General features: G+C 59.4%; 17 protein-coding genes and 1 pseudogene. 15 read left to right on the top strand and 3 right to left on the bottom strand.

Annotated features, from left to right (window positions below):
- Nucleotides 1–32: 32 nt before the first annotated feature.
- The 8 genes from V6L79_RS14780 (at nucleotide 33) to V6L79_RS14815 (ending at nucleotide 10,291) form a co-directional block, all read left to right on the top strand.
- Nucleotides 33–551: a sigma-70 family RNA polymerase sigma factor gene (locus V6L79_RS14780; RefSeq protein WP_321836454.1), complete on the top strand. Its 519-nt coding sequence runs from the start codon at nucleotides 33–35 to the stop codon at nucleotides 549–551.
- A 136-nt stretch (nucleotides 552–687) separates the two neighbouring features.
- Nucleotides 688–2,466 (top strand): ABC transporter ATP-binding protein, encoded by a 1,779-nt coding sequence (locus tag V6L79_RS14785; protein WP_338579060.1) that lies wholly within the window; start codon nucleotides 688–690, stop codon nucleotides 2,464–2,466.
- Nucleotides 2,460–4,217 carry an ABC transporter ATP-binding protein gene (locus V6L79_RS14790; RefSeq protein ID WP_338579061.1) on the top strand — a complete coding sequence of 586 codons (1,758 nt, stop codon included), beginning with the start codon at nucleotides 2,460–2,462 and terminating at the stop codon, nucleotides 4,215–4,217. The genes V6L79_RS14785 and V6L79_RS14790 overlap by 7 nt, the downstream gene beginning before the upstream one ends.
- Nucleotides 4,214–5,158: an ABC transporter permease gene (locus tag V6L79_RS14795; RefSeq protein WP_261742229.1), complete on the top strand. Its 945-nt coding sequence runs from the start codon at nucleotides 4,214–4,216 to the stop codon at nucleotides 5,156–5,158. The genes V6L79_RS14790 and V6L79_RS14795 overlap by 4 nt, the downstream gene beginning before the upstream one ends.
- Nucleotides 5,155–6,105 (top strand): iron chelate uptake ABC transporter family permease subunit, encoded by a 951-nt coding sequence (locus V6L79_RS14800; protein ID WP_338579062.1) that lies wholly within the window; start codon nucleotides 5,155–5,157, stop codon nucleotides 6,103–6,105. Before V6L79_RS14795 ends, V6L79_RS14800 begins: the two co-directional genes overlap by 4 nt.
- Nucleotides 6,102–6,884, top strand: coding sequence for an ABC transporter ATP-binding protein (locus V6L79_RS14805; protein ID WP_261742231.1), 783 nt, complete (start codon nucleotides 6,102–6,104; stop codon nucleotides 6,882–6,884). Before V6L79_RS14800 ends, V6L79_RS14805 begins: the two co-directional genes overlap by 4 nt.
- Entirely contained in the window at nucleotides 6,881–7,864 is a 984-nt protein-coding gene (locus V6L79_RS14810; protein WP_338579064.1) for a siderophore ABC transporter substrate-binding protein, read from the top strand. The genes V6L79_RS14805 and V6L79_RS14810 overlap by 4 nt, the downstream gene beginning before the upstream one ends.
- A 150-nt stretch (nucleotides 7,865–8,014) precedes the next feature.
- A complete protein-coding gene (locus tag V6L79_RS14815; RefSeq protein WP_321837107.1) occupies nucleotides 8,015–10,291 on the top strand; it encodes a TonB-dependent siderophore receptor in 2,277 nt (758 codons plus the stop codon).
- A 136-nt stretch (nucleotides 10,292–10,427) separates the two neighbouring features.
- On the opposite strand, the gene V6L79_RS14820 is transcribed toward V6L79_RS14815, so the two are convergent.
- On the bottom strand, nucleotides 10,428–11,342 hold the full coding sequence (locus V6L79_RS14820; protein ID WP_257622947.1) for a LysR family transcriptional regulator: 915 nt from the start codon (nucleotides 11,340–11,342) through the stop codon (nucleotides 10,428–10,430).
- A gap of 276 nt (nucleotides 11,343–11,618) precedes the next feature.
- Between V6L79_RS14820 and V6L79_RS14825 the strand changes: the two genes are divergently transcribed.
- The 6 genes from V6L79_RS14825 to V6L79_RS14850 all read left to right on the top strand — a co-directional run bounded on the left by V6L79_RS14825 (nucleotide 11,619) and on the right by V6L79_RS14850 (nucleotide 20,154).
- Nucleotides 11,619–12,641: a zinc-dependent alcohol dehydrogenase family protein gene (locus V6L79_RS14825; protein WP_338579065.1), complete on the top strand. Its 1,023-nt coding sequence runs from the start codon at nucleotides 11,619–11,621 to the stop codon at nucleotides 12,639–12,641.
- Between the two features lie 338 nt (nucleotides 12,642–12,979).
- Complete coding sequence (locus tag V6L79_RS14830) at nucleotides 12,980–14,446, top strand: hypothetical protein (RefSeq protein ID WP_338579066.1); 1,467 nt, start codon at nucleotides 12,980–12,982, stop codon at nucleotides 14,444–14,446.
- A 125-nt stretch (nucleotides 14,447–14,571) separates the two neighbouring features.
- A complete protein-coding gene (locus V6L79_RS14835) occupies nucleotides 14,572–16,221 on the top strand; it encodes a VRR-NUC domain-containing protein (protein WP_338579067.1) in 1,650 nt (549 codons plus the stop codon).
- Nucleotides 16,218–18,470, top strand: coding sequence for an ATP-dependent DNA helicase (locus V6L79_RS14840; protein WP_338579068.1), 2,253 nt, complete (start codon nucleotides 16,218–16,220; stop codon nucleotides 18,468–18,470). Before V6L79_RS14835 ends, V6L79_RS14840 begins: the two co-directional genes overlap by 4 nt.
- A gap of 71 nt (nucleotides 18,471–18,541) precedes the next feature.
- Nucleotides 18,542–18,931 carry a RidA family protein gene (locus tag V6L79_RS14845; protein WP_261742240.1) on the top strand — a complete coding sequence of 130 codons (390 nt, stop codon included), beginning with the start codon at nucleotides 18,542–18,544 and terminating at the stop codon, nucleotides 18,929–18,931.
- Between the two features lie 11 nt (nucleotides 18,932–18,942).
- Nucleotides 18,943–20,154, top strand: coding sequence for an amino acid deaminase (locus tag V6L79_RS14850; RefSeq protein WP_338579069.1), 1,212 nt, complete (start codon nucleotides 18,943–18,945; stop codon nucleotides 20,152–20,154).
- 184 nt (nucleotides 20,155–20,338) lie between these two features.
- Here the strand turns inward: V6L79_RS14850 and V6L79_RS14855 are convergent, their stop codons facing one another.
- Nucleotides 20,339–20,614 (bottom strand): peptidylprolyl isomerase, encoded by a 276-nt coding sequence (locus V6L79_RS14855; RefSeq protein ID WP_083369510.1) that lies wholly within the window; start codon nucleotides 20,612–20,614, stop codon nucleotides 20,339–20,341.
- A 72-nt stretch (nucleotides 20,615–20,686) separates the two neighbouring features.
- A pseudogene (locus V6L79_RS14860) lies at nucleotides 20,687–21,538 on the bottom strand (sensor histidine kinase); the annotation flags it as partial.
- A 279-nt stretch (nucleotides 21,539–21,817) separates the two neighbouring features.
- On the opposite strand from V6L79_RS14860, the gene V6L79_RS14865 reads away from it, so the two are divergent.
- Nucleotides 21,818–23,119, top strand: a complete 1,302-nt coding sequence (locus V6L79_RS14865) for an OprD family porin (RefSeq protein ID WP_338579070.1) — start codon at nucleotides 21,818–21,820, stop codon at nucleotides 23,117–23,119.
- The last annotated feature ends 2 nt before the right edge of the window (nucleotides 23,120–23,121 follow it).

Consider the following 23,121-nt stretch of genomic DNA (forward strand, 5'->3'; position numbering starts at 1 on the left):
ATCGCGGGTGGATTCGTCTCAGGAGAGGTGTTGTGAACAACGGAGCGTTTGCGTCCAAACAGCAATTCGAAAAGCTGTATGTCGACCATCACCGCTGGCTGTGCAGCCTGCTGCGGCGCAGGCTGGGCAATTCGGCGGACGCTGCGGATCTGGCCCACGATATCTATCTCAACCTCATCAAGAAGGGCTGCGTGCCTTCGATTGAAGACTCGCGCTGCCACCTGACCCAGATCGCCAAAGGCATGGTGATTGACCTGTATCGTCGCCGTCACCGCGAAGCCTGCCACCTGGAGTCCCTGATGCAGCAGGCCGAACCGCTGGTGCCGTCGGAAGAGGTGCGGGCGCTGGCCACCGAGGCGCTGGTGCAAATCGATGACGCGCTGCATGCCAAACCGCCCAAGGCCCGCGAAGCACTGTTGCTGTGCAAGCTGCATGGCATGGGCCATCGGGACATCGCCGCCGAATTGAAAGTGTCGGTGTCCTCTGTCGAAAAATACATCGCGGCGGGCCTGCGGGCCTGTCATCCCTTCGCATCGGCGACCGGGCCGTGAACAATTAAATCCGCAGCGCCATTGAGGGTTTTGCCGCGTTGTTCGGAATACACGGTATGCACCGTGCAAAACGCTCAAACGCAAAGGACGCCAGGCACGCCACACGGTGGCCGGCAGTGGTTATTCAGGAGAGCTCATGAGCGTTAAAGACACACCCGTCGGTTCGGTATCCCAAGTATTACGCCCTATTCGTGGGCGGCTGATACTCGCCGCGGTACTGGCCGCTCTTGGGACCATGCTGACCATGGTGCCCCTGGCTGGCATCGCCCACATTGCGCAACTGGCCATGAGTGAAGCAGCCAGTTGGGTCCAGCTGCAAGGCCCAGTCTGGCAAGTGGTGGGTGTCAGTCTGGCCTGCCTGTTCCTCGGCATGACCTTGATTTCGCTGGGGGAGATGGTCGCCCACCTGGCCGACAATCACATCACCGGCTACCTGCGCCAAGCCATCACCCGTCGGTTGGCCAGGGTGCCGCTGGGTTGGTTCACCAGTCGTGCTTCGGGTGAGGTCAAGCAGGCGATGCAGGATGACATCGGCACCTTGCACAGCCTGACGGCGCACTTTTTCACGACCCTCGGCCGTACGCTTGGGGCCGTGATCATCGCTATCCTTTACCTGTTTGCCATGGACTGGCGCATGGCGATTGTCTCGCTGTTGCCATTCCCGCTGTTTTTCCTGTTTTTCACCCGCGCCACCAAGGCCAGTGGGGCGAGCATGCAAACGTTCGGCGCGGGCATGATGCGCATCAACAATGCCGTGGTCGAGTTCGTCAACGGCATTCCCGTGGTCAAGGCATTTGGCGCCGAGGGCAAGGCCCATGGCAGCTACCGGGGTGCGGTGGATGCCTTTGCTGCTGCGTTTACCGACTTCACCCGGCCACTGGTCAGTGCGATGGCCAACGCCCACGCCATGATCACGCCCGTGGCGGTACTCGGCGTGGTGCTGGCCTTCGGTACGCTGGGGGTGAGCCAGGGCTGGCTGGCCCCGGTAGACATCCTGCCGTTTGCTCTGGTTGCCCCGGGCATCTGCGCGCCGCTGTTGCTCCTGAGCTATATCACCCACGACCTGAACAACGCGACCGCCGCCGCCCAACGCGTGCAGACCCTGCTACAAACCCCTGTGCTCGAAACCCTGCCAAGCACGTCAGCACAATTGCCTGCAAACGCTGAAATTCGCGTCGAACACCTGAGCTACCACTATAACGACGAATCCCCGGTGCTCCAGGACCTGAGCTTCACCCTCAAGCCGGGCACCGTGACCGCCATTGTCGGCGCATCAGGTTCCGGCAAGTCGACCCTGGCCCGCCTGCTGCTGCGTTTTTTCGACCCTACCGAAGGGCGTATCACCTTGGGTGGTGTCGACCTGCGCCACATCGAGAGCACCCAGTTGTACCGGCGCATCGGTTTCGTGTTGCAGGAAGTACGCCTGATTCACGCCAGCCTGCGCGACAACATCGCCCTGGGCCGTCCCTCGGCCAGCCAGCAGGAAATCGAGGCCGCCGCGCGTATCGCGAACATCCACGAACGCATCCTGGACCTGCCACGGGGCTATGACTCGGTGATCGGTGAAGATGTACAGCTCTCCGGCGGTGAGTTGCAGCGCGTCAGCATCGCCCGCGCCGTGTTGCTCGACCCACCCGTGTTGGTACTGGATGAAGCCACGGCGGCAGCCGATGCCGAGAATGAGGTGAAGCTGCAACAAGCGCTGTCGCGATTCGCCCAGGGTCGCACCCTCATGGTGATCGCTCACCGGCTCGACACGGTGATGCACGCCGACCAGATCATCCTGATCGACAACGGCATCCTCTGCGAGCAAGGCACCCACGCCGAGTTGCTCGCACGCAAAGGCCGCTACGCCAGGCTGTGGGCGTTGGGCGGTTATGAACAAGCCAAGGAACAGGCGGTGTCGTCATGCTGAAAACCTTTATTCAACTGCTCGGCGAAGACGCTTCGGTCCTGCGCCGCTATCTGGCGATGGCCCTGGTCTATGGCCTGCTCTGCGGGGTGACGATTGTCATGCTGGTGCCGATCCTCACCCACCTGTTGGGTGGTGATACCTACGCCGCCGCGCAATGGCTGATCGCGCTGGTCATTGGTGTGGTTGCGTGCTGGGCGCTGCGGCGCAGCGTGGAAAAAGCCGGCATCCGCGTTGGCATCGCCGTGCTCCAGCGCGGCCGTCACCGCCTTGGCGACCATGTGGCGCAGTTGCCCGTAGGCTGGTTCAGCGCGCAAAACACGGCGCGGCTCAGCCATCTGGCGACCTCGGGCATGATGGAACTGGCGCAGTTGCCCGCACACGTGTTCACGCCACTGTTGACCGGTGTGGTTACGCCGGTGGTGATTCTTATCGCGCTGTTCACCCTGCACTGGCAAATGGGACTGGTTGCCCTGGCGACCCTGCCGGTGCTGCTGGGCGTGTTCGTGTTGACTGCACGGTTGGGGCAGCGAGCCGACCACGACTTCCAGCACAACGCCGCTCTGACAAGCCAGCGGATGGTCGAGTTCGCCCAGGCGCAGTCGGTATTGCGGGCCTTCAATGGCGAGGACGGCGGTACACAGTTCCTCGAACAGGCCATCGGTCGCCAGCAGCAGGCTGCCAAGCATCTGATCCACGTATCGGCGATGTCAGTGGTGTTCAATGCGTGGGCGGTGCAGGCCGGTTTTGCTGCGCTGCTGGTGGCTGCCACTCTGTGGCTGGGCGACCTGCTGGGCGCCGGTCTGGAAGTGGGCTCGGTCATCGCCGTGATGATTACGCTATTGCTGGTCAGCCGCTTCATCGACCCGCTGCTGGAAGTGGCCGGCTACAGCGAAGTGCTGCGCGGTGCCCGTGGCCAGTTGGGCGCCGTGCGCGAGATTTTTGCGGTCAAGCCACTGCCGCAGTCACAGGCACCCGAGGCGCCTCTCGATGGCTCCGTCGAGTTGCGCAACGTCAGCTTCACTTATGCCGACGGCCAGCCCGACGTGCTACGCGATGTCAGCCTGCGCATCGAACCGGGCAGTATGACCGCACTGGTGGGCGCTTCCGGCTCGGGCAAGACCACATTGGTGCGCTTGATCGCACGCTTCTTCGATGTGGCCCAGGGCAGCGTGATCGTCGGCGGCGTGGATGTGCGCCAGATGTCCGGTGAGCAACTGGCCGGCCAGATCAGCCAGATCTTCCAGGATGCCTACCTGTTCCAGGGCAGCATTGCCGACAACATTCGTATAGGCAAGCCAGCGGCCAGCGATGCCGACGTGATGGAAGCGGCGCGACAAGCCGGCGTTCTGGAAATCATCGAGCGACTGCCCCAAGGCTTGGACACGCCGGTGGGCGAGGGCGGGACCCGGTTGTCCGGTGGCGAACGCCAACGGATCTCCATCGCCCGTGCGCTGATCAAGGATGCACCGATACTGCTCGTCGACGAAGCCACCGCCGCCCTCGATGCCGAGAACCAGGCCGCCATCGCCGAAGCGCTGGCACGGCTGCGTGGCAAACGTACGCTGATCGTTATCGCGCACCAGCTTTCGACCGTGGTCATGGCCGACCAGATCCTGGTGCTTGATCAAGGTCAACTCAGCGAACAAGGTTCCCATGCCGAATTGAGCGCCAAGCCTGGGCTGTATGCCCACTTTCTCGCACAGCGCAGGGCGGCAAAAGGCTGGCGGATCGCGGGTGAGGACGCTTCTTGAGTCGTGCAGCGTTAGCCGTCCTGTTTGTAGTGCTGTGCGGCCTGTCGCTGACGGTGGGGGTCAAACAGGTGTCGTGGGTCGAGCTGCTGAGCTTTTCCGATGATGCCTGGCTGACCTTCACCGCCAGCCGGCTGCCACGCCTGGCCGCTCTGATCCTCACCGGGGTCGGGTTGGCCGTGTGCGGGGTGATCCTGCAGCAGATCGTGCGTAACCGCTTCGTCGAGCCCGGTACTTCCGGTGGGTTGGATGCCGCCAAGCTGGGCATCCTGATTTCCCTGACGGTAGCTCCGGGAGCCGGTGCCGCCGGTAGAATGCTGTTCGCCTTGGCCTTTTGCTTTGCCGCCAGCCTGATCTATGTCGCGATCATCCGGCGCATCCAGTTCAAGAACACCGTGATGGTGCCGGTGATCGGCTTGATGTACGGCAGCGTGCTGAGCGCCATTGCCGAGTTCTACGCCTACCGCCACAACATCCTGCAGAGCATGCAGGGTTGGATGCTCGGCGATTTCTCGAAGATCGTGCAGGGCAATTACGAGATCATCTACCTGATCCTGCCCATTGTCGTGCTGACCTACCTGTATGCCCATCGTTTCACCGTACTGGGCATGGGCGAGGGTATGGCCAGCAGCCTGGGCCTGAACTACGCCGCCAACGCGGCGCTGGGCTTGATGTTGGTGGCCGTCACCGTCTCCGCCACGGTGATTACCGTGGGCGCGATTCCTTTCGTCGGGTTGGTGATTCCCAATCTAGTGGCCCTGCACTACGGTGAAAACCTGGAGCGCACGCTGCCCATCGTCGCCCTGTGCGGTGCCTCGTTGCTGTTGGCCTGCGACATCCTCGGCCGCCTGCTGATCTACCCCTTCGAAGTGCCGATCGGTCTGACTGCCGGCTGCATTGGCGGTGTGGTGTTCCTGGTGCTGCTGATCCGGAAGTACACATGAGACACATGGCTACCCGTTATGGCCTTTGGCTGCTGGTCCTGTTGCTGGCCCTTGGGTTCCTGTTGCTGGGCTCGGGCCTGGATTTCGATTACGTCATTCCCAAGCGGCTTACCCGCCTGGCCGCAATGGGCATTGCCGGCGTGTGCATTGCGTATTCGTCGGTGATTTTCCAGACCATCGCCGGCAACCGCATCCTCACGCCAGCCATGATGGGCTATGAGGCGATCTACCTGTTGTTCCAGGCGTTGCTGATTCTGGTGCTGGGCACCCAGAGCCTGGTGCTGCTGTGGCGTGACGGCAACGTGCTGTTATCGGTGCTGTTGATGCTCGGCTATTCGTGGTTCATCCATCGTTGGCTGTTCCGCGACGGCAGTCACAACGTGTACCTGCTGTTGCTGCTGGGGTTGGTGTTGAGCATGGTGATGGGCACCTTCACCCAATTCATCCAGTTGAAGATCAGCCCCGGGGAGTTCTCGATTTTCCAGGGATTCAACTACGCCTCTTTCAACAAAGCGCAACCGGGGCAGGTGATCTATTCGGGCGTATTGGTGGCGGTGGTGTGTTTGATCGCCCAGCGCACGTTGCCGGTGCTCGATGTCCTGGCCCTGGGACGTGACCAAGCGATTTCCCTGGGGGTCGACTACCCACGCAGCGTGCGCCTGCAACTGGCACTGATCGCCATTCTGGTGGCGGTATCCACCAGCCTGGTGGGGCCGACCGCGTTCATGGGCGTGTTCGTCGCCAACATCGCCTATGCCCTGGCCCGCACCACGCGGCACCGGGTCACCTTGCCCCTAGGCTGTGCGATTGCTATTGGCATTTTCATCATCGCTCAGTATCTGGTAGAGCAATGGTTCAACTACAACACCTCGGTGAGCATTCTCATCAACCTGGTGTGCGGTGTGTATTTCCTCGCGCTGATGATCCGAACCCGAGGCACGGCATGATCTCTCTCCAACACGTATACAAAACCTATGGCGCCAAGCATGTGCTGAGTGACGTCAGCGTGCAGTTCCCACCGGGGCAAGTGACCTCATTGATCGGCCCCAACGGGGCGGGCAAATCCACCTTATTGATGTTGATCGCCCGTCTGTTGACGCCTACCCGTGGCGACGTACTGATGGGCGGCCGCAGCATCGCCGACGTACCGGTACGCGACTATGCCAAGCGCGTCGCCACCTTGCGTCAGTCGCCGGATTTCAACCTGCGCCTGACCGTCGAAGAGCTGGTGGCCTTCGGGCGTTTCCCCTACAGCCGAGGCGCGCTCACCACCCAGGACCGGGTGGTGATCGACGAGGCCATCGAGTTCCTTTCACTGCAACCGCTGCGCCTTTGCTACATCGACGAGCTCAGCGGCGGGCAGCGGCAGATGGCGTTCCTGGCAATGACCATCGCCCAGCAAACCGATTACCTGCTGCTGGATGAGCCGCTCAATAACCTCGACATGAAACACGGTGTTCAAATCATGCGCGCCTTGCGCCGCTTGTGTGATGAGCAAGGTCGCACGGTGATCCTGGTGGTGCATGACATCAACTTCGCGGCCAATTATTCCGACCATATCGTGGCGATGAAAGGCGGCGCCATCCACCGTCACGGCCCAGTCGACCAGGTAGTGACTGAGGCCAACCTGCGCGAGCTGTTCGACTTGGATTTCGAGATTCTGCACAGCCAACAAGGCTTCGTTTGCAACTACTTCAACCCATCACCTTCAAGGGAACTGACATGAGCACTGATCACACGAACAGATTGCGCGCGCTGCTGCTGACGATGGCCGTGGCGGCCGGGTTGCAGGGGTGTGACAAACCGGCGCCAGAGGCCAAGGCCCCGGTTGCGGCGCAGGCGGCCTATGCGCCGATCACCATCGAGCATCCGCTGGGCACCACCGTGGTCACTCAGTTGCCCCAGCGTGTAGTGGCCTTCGACATGAGCGAGCTCGACACCCTGGATCAACTCGGTGCCCCGGTGGTCGGCATCGCCAAGGACTACGTCACCAGCTTCCTCACTCGCTACCGTGACGACACGAATGTCGCGGATGTGGGATCGACCATCCAGCCCAACCTGGAACGCCTGCATGCGCTCAAGCCCGACCTGATCCTGATCTCTCCGCTCCAGGCCCAGAGCTATAAGGAACTCAGCCAGATCGCTCCAACCGTGTACGACGACGTGGACCTGACCAACAAAAAAGGCAATCTCATCGAGACCGCCAAGGCCCATTTGACCCTGCTGGGGCGCATCCTCGGCAAGCCGGAACTCGCCCGCCAGAAAGTCGCGGAAATGGATGCCAAGGTCGAGCAGACCCGCCAAGTCACTGCCGGTCGCCCCGAGAAGGCCTTGATCGTGCTGCATAACAACGGTGCCTTCACCTCTTACGGCGTGAAATCGCGCTACGGTTTTGTGTTCGATACCCTGGGCGTTAAACCGGCCAGCACCGACATCGAGGCCGGCTTGCATGGTCAGCCGATTTCCAATGAGTTCATTCAGCAGGCCGACCCGGACATTCTGTACGTCATCGACCGTACGGCAGTGATGGAGCACCGCCCGGCCCTCGACCTCAAGAGCCTGGACAACCCACTGTTGCGCAAGACCAAGGCATGGAACAACGGCCGGGTGATCTTCGTCGACGCCCAGACCTGGTACCTGTGCACGGCCAGTGTGACCTGCCTTAACCGCATGGCGGACGACGTGGTCGAAGGCTACAAAGGCTGATCCAGGCACGCGTTCGTGGTACCCAAAGCCGCTGCCATTCAGGTTGCGGCTTTTTATTGTGAATATTTATCATTTAGATTGAGGGTTTGTGGTTCTGGTACGGAAATCTAGTGAATGCACTTCAATACTTCGCATCGAAAGGAATCCAGCATGTCGGAACACGGCCGCCCAACTCGCGCCCACCCTGATTTATCCCAGGCCACACCGCGTACTTTCCCGTTTACCTTGAACCGCACGTACTCCGCCGTGCAGATCGCCTTGCTGCTCGGTTTGAGCGGCGGCTCGCTGGCAGTGTCGGCGGCGCCTGAACCGGAGCCGGCCACCCAGGTCCGGGCCGAAGCGGAAAAAAACAGCCTGGTGCTGTCGGAAACCACCATCGAGGGCGAGCGGCTCGCCACAGATGACCTGCCACCTGCGTATGCGGGTGGGCAGGTCGCCACGGGCGGTCGTATCGGGCTGCTGGGCAACAAGGACTTCATGGAAACACCGTTCAACGCCATCAGCTACACCGATGAATTCGTGCGCAACCACCAGGCCAAGGACATCGGCTCGGTGATCGGTGCCACTGACCCGTCGGTCAACGTGCCGTCCAAGCGGGCCATCCTCGAAACCTTCTTCATCCGGGGCTTCAACACCAGCGCCAACGACATCACCTTCAACGGCCTGGCCGGCATGGCGCCGAACCTGCGCGGTTCGACCGAACTGGCCGAACGCATCGAAGTGCTCAAGGGGCCGTCTGCGCTGCTCAACGGCATGCCGCCCGATGGCAGCGTCGCCGGTAGCATCAACATGGTGCCCAAACGCGCCGCCGACGAACCGCTGACGCGGATCACCACCAGTTACGAATCCAACGGTCTGTACGGCGCCCACGCTGACGTGGGTCGACGTTTTGGCGAGCAGAACCAGTTCGGTATTCGCTACAACGGCGTGTACCGCGATGGCGATACCAACGTGGACGACCAGCAGCAAAAGATGCAACTCAACGCCCTGGGCCTGGACTGGCGCACTGAGCGCGTACGCCTGTCCCTGGACGCTTACAAGCAGCGCGAGCGCCTGGATGGCGCCAACTATTTCGGCATTTTCGGCATCTCACCGACGGTCAATAAAGTGCCCAGCCCGAAGAAGGGCAACAACTCCCTGGCGCCGGACTGGGCCTATACCATCAACGACACCGAAACCGTGTTGATCCGTGGCGAGGCCGACCTGAATGACTCGCTCACCGCCTTTGCCGCCTATGGCCAGCGCGACGGTGGCCGCAATGCCCTGATGACCCGTGACACGCTGATCAACAACGCAGGGGACATCAACGTGCTGGCTTATCGCTCGGACGGGCAGGGCACGCAGAAATCCGGTGAAGCCGGCCTCAAGGGCACTTTCGACACAGGCCCGGTAGGCCACGCCTGGTCCTTGGCAGCCACCCAGTACAAATCGGAGATGAGCTACAAGGACTTGATGATCCCCAACTATGTGGTCACCAACTACGACAACATCGACTTCGGCCCAACACCGCCTCTGGGCAAATACGGCGCCGTCACCTCCCGCAGCGAAGCCAAGCTGAGAAGCTTTGCGTTCCTCGACACGCTGTCGTTCCTCGATGGCCGCGTGCAATGGACCGTTGGCTGGCGCAACCAGACCGTGGAAAGCGCCAGCCTGACGCCGGCTCGGGTCAAGACGTCCCGTTACAGCGACAGCAAGGTGTCGCCGGCGACGGCGTTGCTGGTCAAGGTCACCGACGATGTTTCGCTCTATGCCAACTACATCGAAGGTTTGTCCCAAGGGGGCACGGCACCCACCAGCGCCGCCAACTCGGGGGAAATCCTCAGCCCTTACCAGACCAAGCAGTATGAGGTCGGCGCCAAGTTCGACCTGGGCACCTTCGCCACTACGCTGGCCGTGTTCCAGATTGAAAAACCGAGCGCCTACACCGACCCCGTCACCAATATTTACGCCACCAACGGCGAGCAGCGTAACCGTGGCGTGGAATGGAGTTTCTTCGGTGAAGCCCAACCCGGCCTGCGCCTGATGGGCGGCGCGTCCTATACCCAGGCTGAGCTGACCAAGGCGTTGGTCAAATCCAACGAAGGCAACCAAGTGACCGGCGTACCGAAGATCATCGCCAAACTGGGCGCCGAATACGACCTGGAGATGGTGCCGGGGCTGACCCTGACCGCCAACACCAACTACGTTGGCAGCCGCTACGTCACCGACGACCATCGTATGGAACTGCCGTCCTACACTGTGTTTGATGTGGGCGGCCGTTACACCACCAAGGTCATGTCCAAGCCAGTGACCTTGCGCGCCAATGTCGAGAACGTAGCTAACCGCGCTTACTGGATCGGTTCGTACAACGGTGGCGACGGCAGCGGATTGTCCGGTGGCCTGGGTACGCCACGTACGCTACAACTGTCGGCCTCGGTGGATTTCTGACTACGGGCCAACAGGCGGGGGAGCGCTCTCCCGCCTGATCGCTTAGAGCGACATTCGCCGCGATCTACCGCTCAGTGGCACTACGCTAAATGATGGCAGGCAAAAATGATCAGATAAACAGTCTGCCCGACGAAATCTAAAGACTCTCAGGGTCGCCAAAAAACATCTGAATCCGCGAACGCAACCAGCGTTCCCCAGGGTCGTTGTCCTGGGCGCCGCGCCAGGCCATGTGCAGTTCGAAGCTTTGCACGTCCAGCGGTGGATCTTCGGCGCGCACGCCGCCAGCCGCGGTGAGGGCTTCGGCGGTGTAGTCGGGGACAGTGGCGATGATGTCGGTGCCCGCCAGTAGGGTGCTCAGGCCATTGAACTGCGGTACGGCCAGCACTACGTGGCGCTTGCGGCCCATTTTTTCCAGTTCGGTGTCGATAAACCCGCTCAGGTCACCGGCGAATGACACCAGGGCATGGGGTCGCTCGCAGAAGTCGTCCAGGCTCAGTGCGCCGGGCATGGTGTCGGCGCGCAGCAGTTTGGGTCTGCTGCGGCGCAATACCTTGCGTTTGGCGTTGGCGGGCAGATCGCTGGTGTAGCTTACGCCCACCGAGATTTCACCGGAGGCCAGCAGCGGTGGCATCAGGATGTAGTTGACCCGCCGCACCACCAGGACGATACCTGGCGCTTCAGCACGCAAACGCTTGAGCAGCAGGGGCAGCAGGGCGAACTCGACATCGTCCGACAGGCCGATCCGAAACACCGAGGTACTGGTTGCCGGGTTGAACTCGGAAGCACGGCTGACTGCCGTTGAAATCGAATCCAGGGCAGGCGACAGCAGGGCGAAAATCTCGATCGCCCGGGCTGTGGGTTCCATGCTGCGACCGGTACGTACGAAAAGCGGGTCGTCGAACAAGTTGCGCAGGCGTGACAGTGCTGCGCTGATGGCCGGCTGCCCGAGAAAAAGCTTCTCGGCGGCGCGGGTCACACTGCGCTCATGCATCAAGGTTTCAAAGACGATCAGCAAATTCAGATCGACGCGACGCAAGTCGTTACGGTTCATCAGGCAGGCTTCGCTGGGGGGCAACAGGTAGTGAAGTAACGGATCTTACTGGCAAAATTGATTTTTCGTCACTCGGTAGATTTTCTTTCTTGCTGACGGATGGTTGGCTTCTCATCTGTTTACTGCGGTTTCGTTGGCTTTTATCGACCACTCTGGCTTCCAATCTGTCGGCGGATCAATGTCAGGCATGTCGACTATTAATGCTGTCTGTTAGTCTTGCGCACAAAGCCCGGATAAAGTCCTGTGGTATTAGCGATTAATTAGGCGAGGTTTGTAATGTCGCGCACGATCCGTTTTCACAAGTTTGGCCCGGCCGAGGTGCTCAAGTGCGAAGAGCACGAAGTCGCCGCGCCTGCGCCTGGCGAAGTGCAGGTCCGTGTCCAGGCTATTGGCATCAGTTGGTATGATGTGCTGTGGCGCCAGAACCTGGCTCCCAGCCAGGCTCGTTTGCCTGCCGGTATCGGCCATGAAATGGCAGGTATTGTTACCGCCGTTGGTCCGGGTGTGGATGACCTGGCGATTGGTGACAAGGTCGCCAGCTTTCCCGGTCAAAGTGCCAACGATTACCCAACGTACGGCGAGCTGATCCTGATGCCGCGCTCCACGCTGACCCGTTACCCGGATGTGTTGTCTGCGGTTGAAGCCAGCGTGCATTACACCCCTCTGCTGATTGCCTACTTTGCGTATGTCGATCTGGCACAGGTCAAGCCTGGGCAAGCAGTGTTGATTACCGACGCCAGCCATTGTGCCGGGCCATCGTTTGTACAGTTGGGCAAAGCCCTGGGCCTGAAGGTGATTGCCGCGACCAAGGATGCAGCCGAGCGCGAATGCCTGCTGAGCCTGGGTGCCGATCATGTGATCGTCACCGAAGAGCAAGACCTGCTGATGCAGGTCAACAAGATCACCGACAACAAAGGCGTGGACGTTGTGCTGGATGGCCTGGGCGGTCCGCAAATGTCGGTGCTGGGTGATGTGCTGGCGCCCCGTGGCAGCCTGGTTCTGTATGGTTTGCAAGGCGGCAATCAAACGCGCTTCCCGGGTTGTGCGTGCTTCCAGAAGAACATCAAGTTTTTTGTGCATTGCATCGGCAATTTCACCGGCAAGCCGGAGTTGGGCATTAGCCAGGACGAAGAGGCCATGAAGCGCGCCCTGCGTGATATCAACCAGTTGACCGCTGACCGGGTGCTGACGCCACTGGAGATCAAGGTTTTCCCTTTTGAAGCCTATGTCGAAGCGCATCGCTACATGGATGACTGCCCGTGTCGTGGGCGAGTTGCGTTGCAACTGACCACGGCCTGAAGCCTGGCGGGTAACCGCCGTAATTGCTCAAGCGATAAACACGCCCTGGAACATAATGTTCCGGGGCGTGTTTTTTTGTGCTCGCTGAAAGACTTTTTGCTGCCCCGTATTTACGAAATACATGTGTGAATTAATACACCTCAACGGAAGATCAATGTTTTTTTATGAATTCATAAAAATGTAATTCAAAACGTTATGTATTTTTTTGAATGTATTTTTGTAGGCGTATTCCTGTGCGTACGTACGCCAGGTCTGTTATGGGTCAAAGAGTTGAGGTAAGTGTGGGCGCGTCTAATCGGGCTGCTGATAATGCGGAAGTCGATCTGGAGGAATAATCCATGAACAACTTTCATGAGCAAGCCATGTGTTTTGTCTATCAGCAAGTATTGCAGCGCCTTCTTGGGTTTTTCAGCCGCCCCGAGCGCATTGCATTGCAGTTGTTGATTCAACGTTTATTGGTCGCGGCAGGAGGCGTGGAGCATATAGGGCACTATCGGGTGATGGTTGTTCATGAAGGCGGCAAGGAGTGTGCTTATACATTGGCATTTTTGCGCGCCGCCCAGCTCAGTATTGCGGGGCGTTCGCCGCATACATTCATATTGCGCATTGCAATATTGCGCCAGCCGCGAATGACGGCCAATGTGATGGAGCGCATCCAGGCCCAATGCAGCGAGTTGTTTATCTATGACGATAGCCGTGTGGAACTGCTGCTGGTGGATGAGCAGGGCACTGCGCAATTGCATAAGCAGGTTGCGTTTGAAAGCCTCTCGTCGGTCATGGACCGAACGCAGGTACTGATGTCGGGCCATCTGACCCAGGGTGATGCACGGGCCACATTCTTTTATGCCGATCTGTTGGCGCGTGCCAAGTTGTACCGGCGTGCCTGCGAGTGGGGGGTCAAGGTTGACGCGTTGATTGACCGTCGCCCTCCCGCCCACCTTGGGCAATATGTGCTGTGGATCCAACAGGTAGCCAGGCAGCACGGGCATGCGCCCTATGGCGAGCACCGCGAAGATTTTGAAGGTGCGGTCAAGTTGTGCAGCAAACTGGATGACGACTATAAACAGCAGTTGCAGCTGCCGACGGTGCCCAGCCGTGAAATCTCGGCCGTGGAAACGGATAATGATATAAATGTGATCAATGTATTTGATTGTCTCTGTCATGAAGTGGATGTTTTGCACTCTCAGGTGCTGATGTTTATTGAGGGGCCGTGGAATATAAAGACCCTGGATATTGAAGAGCCTCAAACCGCCGTAGTGTTGCTGGCCGCTCATGTGCACGGATTACGGGGAGCCTATCAACATGGAGTTGAATACAGCGTCGGAGTGGATGCTTTTTTGCGCCGCGCTTCGATTGAAAACAAATGCAATGAGCGATTTAAAGGGCAGCTGATAAAGCACTTGGGAACGGTGTTTAATACACCCAAAAGGATAAGCAAGTTGCACGGCGCTGCAACCCGGTATTTGCGTGAGTTGCACGGTGTCAGCGATGAGCAACTGGGCTGTTTGATATGTTCGCCCTTTGTGAATCAGGCGCGTGGCCTTGAATCTTTCCTGCAAAGTTGCTACCCCGAGAAGCTGCAATTCATTCACCGGTTTCGGCAGGTGTTGATAGACCACAATGCAGCATCCCAGGCTGATGTGAGTTGGCTTGAGTCCGTGAGCGGGCTGTCTCTGGCATCGCTGCAGGCGCTGTATCACATGCAAAAAATCGACTCCAGGCCAGGTAACTCTTTGATTGCCACCCTATGGGCCCACGATCCGAACAACAAGCCCTGGTGTGCAGCACCAGCAGGCCAGGTTTAGCCATATGAGCGCGCAGAAGGGTACCCGCGACGCAAACCGCTCATCCAATAGGATTTGCCAGACCACGGAGCAAACTGCTATCTGTACGCATATCCAGTATCCAAAGCCAGTGGTTTGTTCTGTCAGTGATTTCCAATCCCCTTGAAGACCCGTTTTATTACCTTAAAAACTTCCAGCATGTGCTCGACTGGATTGCAGCCCGTTATGACGACGTATTAAGTGTCGACGAGCAGCGGTTTATCCAAGGTTTTGCTTTGCTGCCCGGTCCCTCGCAAGCGTTGTGGGTACGCATGGTGATGCGCAAGGGGGAGCACTTCAGGGCCAGCAAGCTCAATTACCCGGAAATCGGCGATACACCGCAGGCGGCAGCTCCCTTGCTGGCCTTGGGGTGGCTGGACGATCAGGCACCGCTGGCCCTGGCCGAGGTGTTCGAGGTGCTGCAAAAACCTGAAATCATGGCCCGGTTCAGCGCAGATATTGCCCGGCCCAAGGCCAAAAAATCGGACTGGCTCGATGAGCTTGCCGCCACTTTCACCCAGCGTCAGAGTCTGGCCCAATGGCATCCCGCCCTGGCGGAGCCGCTTTACACGCTCAACCACCGGGCGCTATGCGATCGTCTGCGGCTGATGTTCTTTGGCAACCTTAGCCAGAGCTGGTCAGATCTGGTGTTGGCAGACCTGGGCCTGTTTACCTACGAGAAGGTCAACTTCTGCCGTGAGTCCCGGGCGTTGCGTTGTCGCGCCGATATTGAGGGTTACTTGCACCTTTATGCCTGTCGCGAGCAATTTGAAGGCAGTGGCGATGTAGACGCTGTATTACAACAGGTACTCGACTACCAGGCGGATAACCGCTGGCTGCAGCGCCGTCGCGGGCGCTTGCTGTTTCAGTTGGGTCAGCATCTGGAGCGGGCAGGGGACTTGACCCGGGTGTTGCAGGTCTACCAACAAAGCCAGCACCCCGAAGCCCGTCAGCGCAGCATTCGCGTGCTTGAGCGTCAGCAACAATACCAATCGGCGTTGTCTCTGGCTGAGGCCGCCCAACAAGCGCCACTTACCGACGCCGAAGATCAGCACCTGCTGCGGATCATTCCGCGCCTACGGCGCAAGCTAGGGCTGCCAGCGGTTGCGGTGACCAAGCCGAAAGCTCCCGAGCGGCTTGACCTGAGCCTGCCACGGGACGACGCCAGTTGCGTCGAGCTAATGGTCGTAGCGCATTTACAGGCCCCCGAAGCGCCAGTGCATTACGTGGAAAATACCCTGATCAACGGGTTGTTCGGTCTGCTGTGCTGGCCCGCTATTTTTGCGCCGCTGCCGGGAGCGTTTTTCCACCCGTACCAGAGTGGCCCGGCGGACTTGCTTGAGGACGACTTCTATCAGCAGCGTGCCGCGCTGTTTGAAGATTGCCTGGCGCAATTGGATGACGAGCGTTACCTGGCGACCATCCGCGGGGCGTATACCGCCAAGTTCGGTGTGCAATCGTCCTTTGTCGCTTGGGGCTACTTGAGCGAAGACCTGCTCGAAGAAGCGCTGCTGTGCCTGCCGCCCGAGCACCTGAAGCTGTGGTTTCGGCGCCTGCTGCTGGATATCAAGGCCAATCGAACCGGTATGCCTGACCTGATCCAGTTTGACCCGGGGCAAAAAACCTACCGCATGATTGAGGTCAAGGGGCCGGGTGACCGCCTGCAAGACAACCAGTTGCGCTGGCTTGCGTTTTGCGAGGCGCATCAAATGCCAGTGACCGTGTGCTACGTGCAATGGCAGGAGCCGCAGGAGTGAGCTATCGCGTTGCAGTGCGTGCCTTGTGCGAGTTCACGGCCAAGGTTGGTGATCTGGATTTGCGTTTCACCCCGTCGCCCACGGCGCAACAGGGGATCGCCGGGCACCGCACGGTAGCGTCGCGGCGCAGTGCGCAGTATCAGGCGGAGCTGAGCCTTGAAGGTCAATACCAGGCATTGACCGTGCGCGGTAGGGCAGACGGTTATGATCCCGACGCCAATGTGCTGGAGGAAGTGAAAACCTATCGCGGTGATTTCACCGCGATACCGGCCAATCACCGCCAATTGCATTGGGCACAGGCCCGTGTCTATGGCTGGTTGCTGTGCCAAAGCCTGCAATTGGCGCAGGTCAATCTGGCGCTGGTGTACTTCGATATTGTCAGCGAAAAGGAAACCCGCCTTCAGGAAACCTGGTCGGCTGCGGATTTGCAGCAGTTCTTCGAGCAGCAATGCGGGTTGTTTCTGGCCTGGGCCGAGCAGGAAATGGCCCATCGTCAGGCCCGCGATGCCGCCGCCCGTGCCTTGGCCTTTCCCCATGCGCAGTTTCGTACCGGGCAGCGAGCATTAGCCGAGGCGGTGTACAAGACCGCCAGCACCGGGCGCTGCCTGATGGCCCAGGCACCCACCGGGATTGGTAAAACCATCGGCACCCTGTTTCCGTTGCTCAAGGCCATGCCCGGTCAGCAGCTTGATAAATTGTTGTTCCTGACCGCCAAGACCCCGGGGCGCAAGCTGGCGCTCGATGCCGCGCAGGTGCTCTATCCCGAGGGGGTGGCTGCACCGTTACGGGTGCTGGAGCTGGTAGCGCGGGACAAGGCCTGCGAGTACCCCGAAAACGCTTGTAATGGCGACTCCTGCCCGTTGGCCAGAGGCTTTTATGATCGCTTGCCTGCTGCGCGCCAAGCGGCGGTCGCCCAGTCGGCCCTTGACCAGCAGACCTTGCGCAACGTCGCTCTGGCCCATGAGGTGTGCCCGTACTACTTGAGTCAGGAAATGGCGCGCTGGGCGGACCTGGTGATTGCTGATTACAACTACTACTTCGACTTCAGTGCGTTGCTTTATGGTCTGGCCCAGGCCAACCAGTGGCGGGTCGCGACCCTGGTGGACGAAGCCCACAACCTGGTAGAGCGGGCGCGTCAGATGTACAGCGCAAGCCTGGACCAGCAAACCCTCAACAGCGTGCGTCATTCGGCCCCGGCGCCGCTGGAAAAACCCTTCAAGCGCCTTAATCGCGAATGGAATGCCCTGCACAAGGAGCAAGTCGGGCCGTATCAGGTTCACCCGCAATTGCCGGCCAAATGGCTGAGTGCCTTGTCGGCGTGCATCACCGCTATCGGTGACTACCTCAACGATCACCCCCAAGGGCTGAGCGGCAATCTGCAAGGGTTTTACTTTGAAGCCCTGCAGTTCAACCGGGTGGCAGAGCTGTTCGACGGGCATTTTCTGTTTGACGTCAGTTTGCGCGAAGACGGCAAGCGTCGCTTGTCGCAGCTCAACCTGCGCAATGTGGTGCCCGCCGGGTTTATCGGCCCGCGACTCAAGAGCGCGCAGAGCAATGTGCTGTTCTCGGCCACCCTGAGCCCGCAAATCTATTACGCCAACCTGTTGGGCTTGCCGTCAGACACGGTGTGGATGGATGTCGAGTCGCCGTTCCAGGCGGAGCAACTAAGTGTGCATCTGGTCAGCCGGATCTCGACCCGGTTTGTGCACCGCCAGGCCTCGCTGGAACCGATTGTCGAGTTGATCGCTCGCCAGTTCGAGCAGAGCCCGGGCAACTATCTGGCGTTTTTCAGCAGCTTCGACTACCTGCAACAGGTCGCCGAGCTGCTCGCCGAACGCCATCCTCAGGTTACCCAGTGGCTGCAGGCGCGGCGCATGGATGAAGCTGCGCGCCAGGGTTTTCTCGATCAATTCACGATGTCGAGCCAAGGCATCGGTTTTGCGGTACTGGGCGGGGCATTCGGCGAAGGTATCGACTTGCCCGGAGCACGCTTGATCGGTGCCTTTGTTGCCACCTTGGGGCTGGCCCAACTGAACCCGGTCAACGAGCAGATCAAACAGCGTATGGCGGCATTGTTTGGCGCCGGTTATGACTACACCTACCTGTACCCCGGTGTGCAGAAAGTAGTGCAGGCCGCCGGGCGGGTGATCCGCACCCAGAGTGATCAGGGCACGCTGTTCCTGATTGATGACCGCTTTGCCGAGCCCAAGGTGCAGCAACTGTTGCCGCGCTGGTGGCAATTGGGCTGATGGCCCAGGGTATGGCAGACTGCTCTACCCGTGGCGCATGAGGCGCCTTTTTTATCCTGGAGTTCACCCCAATGAGCATCAAACGTTTCGGTACCGGCGCCGTGGGCGCAGGCGGTCAGCCTTTGCCTTTCGCTCGTGCAGTAGAAGCCGATGGCTGGTTGCACGTATCCGGCCAGGTTGCCATGGAAAACGGTGAAATCATTAACGGAGGGATTGTCGAGCAAACCCACAAAACCATGCAGAACCTCATCGCTATCCTCGAAGAAGCCGGTTATGGCCTTGAGGATGTGGTCCGCGCTGGCGTATGGCTGCAAGACCCTCGCGACTTCTGGAGCTTCAACAAGGTGTTCGCCGCGTATTTCAAAAGCGAACATGCCCCGGCCCGCGCCTGTGTGCAGGCAATGATGATGGTCGACTGCAAGGTCGAGATCGACTGTATCGCCTATAAGGCCAAACGCTGAAACCCGAGGACTTGAATGTGTCGAACCCACAGGTACTCAAAGGCGCAGCTAACCCCGCCGACCATTTGGTGCGTGACGTAAGCCTGCCCGCGCTGGTGATCCACCGTGACGCGCTGGAGCACAATATTGGCTGGATGCAGGATTTCGTTACCCGCAGTGGTGCGGTACTGGCCCCACACGGCAAAACCAGCATGGCCCCGGCGCTGTTTCGTCGCCAGCTGGAGCAGGGCGCCTGGGGCCTGACCCTGGCCACGGCAGTGCAAACCTGCACCGCCTATGCCGCCGGGGTACGGCGAGTACTGATGGCCAACCAACTGGTGGGCCGGGCTAACATGGCACTGATTGCCGATTTGCAGGCAGACCCGGTATTCGAATTTCACTGCATGGTCGATCACCCTGACAACGTGGCGGCCCTGGGTGCTTATTTTGCCGAGCGCGGCCAGCGCTTGAACGTGATGATCGAATACGGCGTGGTAGGTGGGCGTTGTGGCTGCCGCAGCGAACAGGAAGTGATGGCCCTGGCGGCTGCGATCGAGGCCCAACCAGCGTTGGCCCTGACCGGCATCGAAGGTTATGAAGGGGTAATTCACGGCGAACAGGCGGTCAGCGGGATTCGCCAGTTTGCTGCTTCGTTGGTGCGTCTGGCCCTGCAACTGCAGAGGGACGGTGCATTTGCACTGGATAAGCCGATCATTACTGCGTCGGGCTCGGCCTGGTATGACCTGATTGCCGAGGGCTTCGAGGCTGAGGCTGCCAGTGGGCGTTTTCTCAGTGTGTTGCGCCCTGGCAGTTATGTGGTCCACGACCACGGCATCTACAAGGATGCGCAGTGCTGTGTGCTGGAGCGTCGCAGTGATCTGCACGAGGGGTTGCGTCCGGCGCTGGAGGTTTGGGCCCACGTACAGTCGTTGCCTGAACCCGGTTTTGCGGTGATTGCGCTGGGCAAGCGTGACGTGGCCTTTGATGCGGGCCTGCCGCTGCCGCTAAAGCGTTATCGAGAAGGCGTGTTGCCGGCAGTGGGTGAGGACATCAGCGGCTGCAAGGTCACGGCGGTAATGGATCAACATGCCTTTATGTCGATTGCTGCGGGTACGCAGCTGCGTGTAGGCGACATCATCAGCTTTGGCACCTCGCATCCTTGCCTGACCTTCGACAAGTGGCGCACGGGGTGTCTGGTGGATGAGCAGTTCACTGTGATCGAGAGCTTTGCAATCGAGTTCTGATTTACGGCTGGGCGCATAACCTGTGGGAGCGAGCCTGCTCGCGATGGCATCAGCGCGGTTTGCTTGACAGATCACCGCCTGCATCGCGAGCAGGCTCGCTCCCACAATGACCCCTGCAAAGTTTGAGTTTTGTGGGTGCTGCCAAATCTGATCCAGACAAGTCAATGATGGGAGCGGTTGTGTTTCAGTCCCGATAAAACACCTGCACCAGGTGATAGCCGAACTTGCTCTTGACCGGGCCATGCACCACTCGCAGCGGCTTTTTAAAGATGATCTGGTCGATAATGCCGACCATCTGCCCCGGCCGCACTTCCCCCAGATCACCGCCACGTTTGCCCGACGGGCAGGTGGAGAATTTTTTCGCCAGCACATCGAAGGCTTCGCCCTTGGCGATGCGTTGCTTGAGCGATTCGGCTTCTTCGGCGGTTTTCACCAGAATATGGCGGGCTTGAGCTTTCATGGGATCTTTACCTTGGAACTGTGGGGCATAGTGCGCGGGCGCGGATTATGCCTGAGTTTTCCCCGGGAGGCAGTGATAGCGCGGCAGGTACAGGCACACGCGGGTGCCACATCCGCTCTTGCTGTTGATACTGACATGCCCGCCCGACTGCTGGGCAAATCCGTAAATCATCGATAACCCGAGCCCCGTACCCAGGCCAACCGGCTTGGTGGTGAAGAAGGGATCAAAGGCCTTGGCAAGAATTTGCGGGGTCATGCCGGAGCCGTTGTCACGGACCTCGAGCATCACGTAGTCGCCTGAACTGACCGATTCCAGGGTGCCGAGATCGCTGGCATCGAGATACTGGTTGGCCGTTTTGACCACCAGGGTTCCACCGTCGGGCATCGCATCGCGGGCGTTGATCATCAGATTGAGCAGGGCGCTTTCGAGCTGGCCGGTGTCGGTGTTGACCGGCCAGATGTTCTGGCCCAGTTCGAGGATCAGGTCGATATGGGTGCCTTTGGTGCTGCTGAACAGCGTTTGCAGAGACCTGACCAGCTGGTTTGGGTCCAGCGGTTTGCGGTCCAGTGACTGGCGGCGGGAGAACGTCAGCAGGCGGTTGGTCAACGCGGCGGCACGCTGGGCGGAATTCACCGCGGTATCGGCAAAACGCTGCACTTCATCAATGCGGCCAGCAGCAATGTAGCGCTTCATCAAATCCAGGCTGGTGATAATCCCGGTCAGCATATTATTGAAATCATGGGCGATGCCGCCGGTTAACTGGCCCACAGCTTCCATTTTTTGCGCATGCCGGAGGGCCTCTTCCGCCCGCTCGCGTTCCTGCATCTCGCGTTGCAACTGCTGGTTGGCCTCAGCCAGTTCCCGGGTGCGTTCGGCTACACGCTCCTCAAGGGTTTCGTTCAGCTCAAGCAAGGCTTGTCGGGTGGCGTTGGCCTGCAAGCGTTGGCGCCGTCTTGAACTCTTGATTGCCATGGTAGGTCCTGAGAGCGAATCTCGAAATATGCCTATTTAATGCTCGATCCAGGCTAAAGCCCATTAAGCATGCTGCAAGGCTCTATCTTGCCCGTGCGACTAAGGTCCAATGAGGCGCGGGCTAAGCCTTTCGTACAATTGCGCCCCTTTTTTGGGTTGAACAATCGCACGGATCCGCAGTGTGTCTTCGATCGATTTTATCTTGCCAATGTTTGGCGCTGGAGCTTGTACATGGTTCATCCTTTTTCATTGTTGGCGCAGAGCCGGGTAACACACTTGGGCGCGCTGGCAGTGTGTGCCGGTTTTGCTGGGCAGTCACAGGCCGCCGGTTTTTTTGAAGACAGCAGCGCCAAACTGGAAGCGCGTACGGTGTACTTCAATCGCGACTTTCGCGATGGCAGCAGCTCAAACCCCCAAGGTGCCTCCAAGCGCGATGAAACGGCGCAAGGGTTTATCCTCAACCTGCAATCGGGCTATACCGAAGGTACCGTCGGGTTTGGCCTTGATGCATTGGGCATGCTGGGTCTGAAACTGGACTCCAGCCCGGCTGACAGTAACAGCGGCCTATTGCCTTCGACCGGCAGCGATCCGCGTCGTTCCAAGGATCAATACGCGAAATTCGGTTTGACCGCCAAGATGCGCGTGTCGCAAACCGTGCTCAAGTACGGCGCGCTGCTGCCCGACCTGCCGTTGCTCAAGTACAACGATGGACGCTTGCTGCCGAACATGTTCAATGGCGCCATGCTGGTGTCCCAGGAAATCAAGGATCTGAAGTTCATGGCTTCGCGCCTTGATCGCTATACGGCTCGTGATTCTACCGACTCCCAGGACTTGCGTCTGAACTGCAAGAACAAGCGTTATGCCTGCAATATCACCGCCGATCATTTCACTATGTACGGGCTGGACTACAAGGTTAACGAGCGTCTGACCGCGCAGTATCACTACGCTGAACTGCAAGACATCTACCGTCAGCAATTTATCGGTTTGCTGGCCAGCCAGCCGGTTGGTCCGGGTGTGCTCTCAGCCGATGTACGTGTGCTTAAAAGTGATGACGCAGGTTCGGCCAAGGCTTCAACCATCGATAACCGGGCGCTTGGCGCCATGCTCGGTTACTCGCTGGACGGGCATAAAGTCAGCGCGGGCTGGCAGCGCATGAACGGCGAGACGTCGATGCCGTACCTGGATGGCAGCAACCCGTATCTGGTCAACTATTTGCAGGTCAATGACTTTGCCAATGCCCAGGAGCGCTCCTGGCAATTGCGTTACGACTATGACTTCAAGACCATTGGCATTGACGGTTTGTCGTTCCTGACCCGCTATGTGAATGGCGATCACATCAAAGTGGTTGGCAGCAGCGAAGAAGGCAAAGAGTGGGAGCGCGACAGCGAGCTTAAATACATCGTGCAGAGCGGCACGTTCAAGGATGTCAGCCTGCGCTTGCGTAATGCGACCTACCGCACCAACTACGGCCAGTTCGCCCGCGACGTGGACGAAACCCGCCTGATCGTCAGCTATAACCTGTCAATTCTGTAGCC

It is taken from the genome of Pseudomonas sp. ML2-2023-6 (assembly GCF_037055265.1).
In the GTDB taxonomy this organism is placed as follows: domain Bacteria; phylum Pseudomonadota; class Gammaproteobacteria; order Pseudomonadales; family Pseudomonadaceae; genus Aquipseudomonas; species Aquipseudomonas kulmbachensis.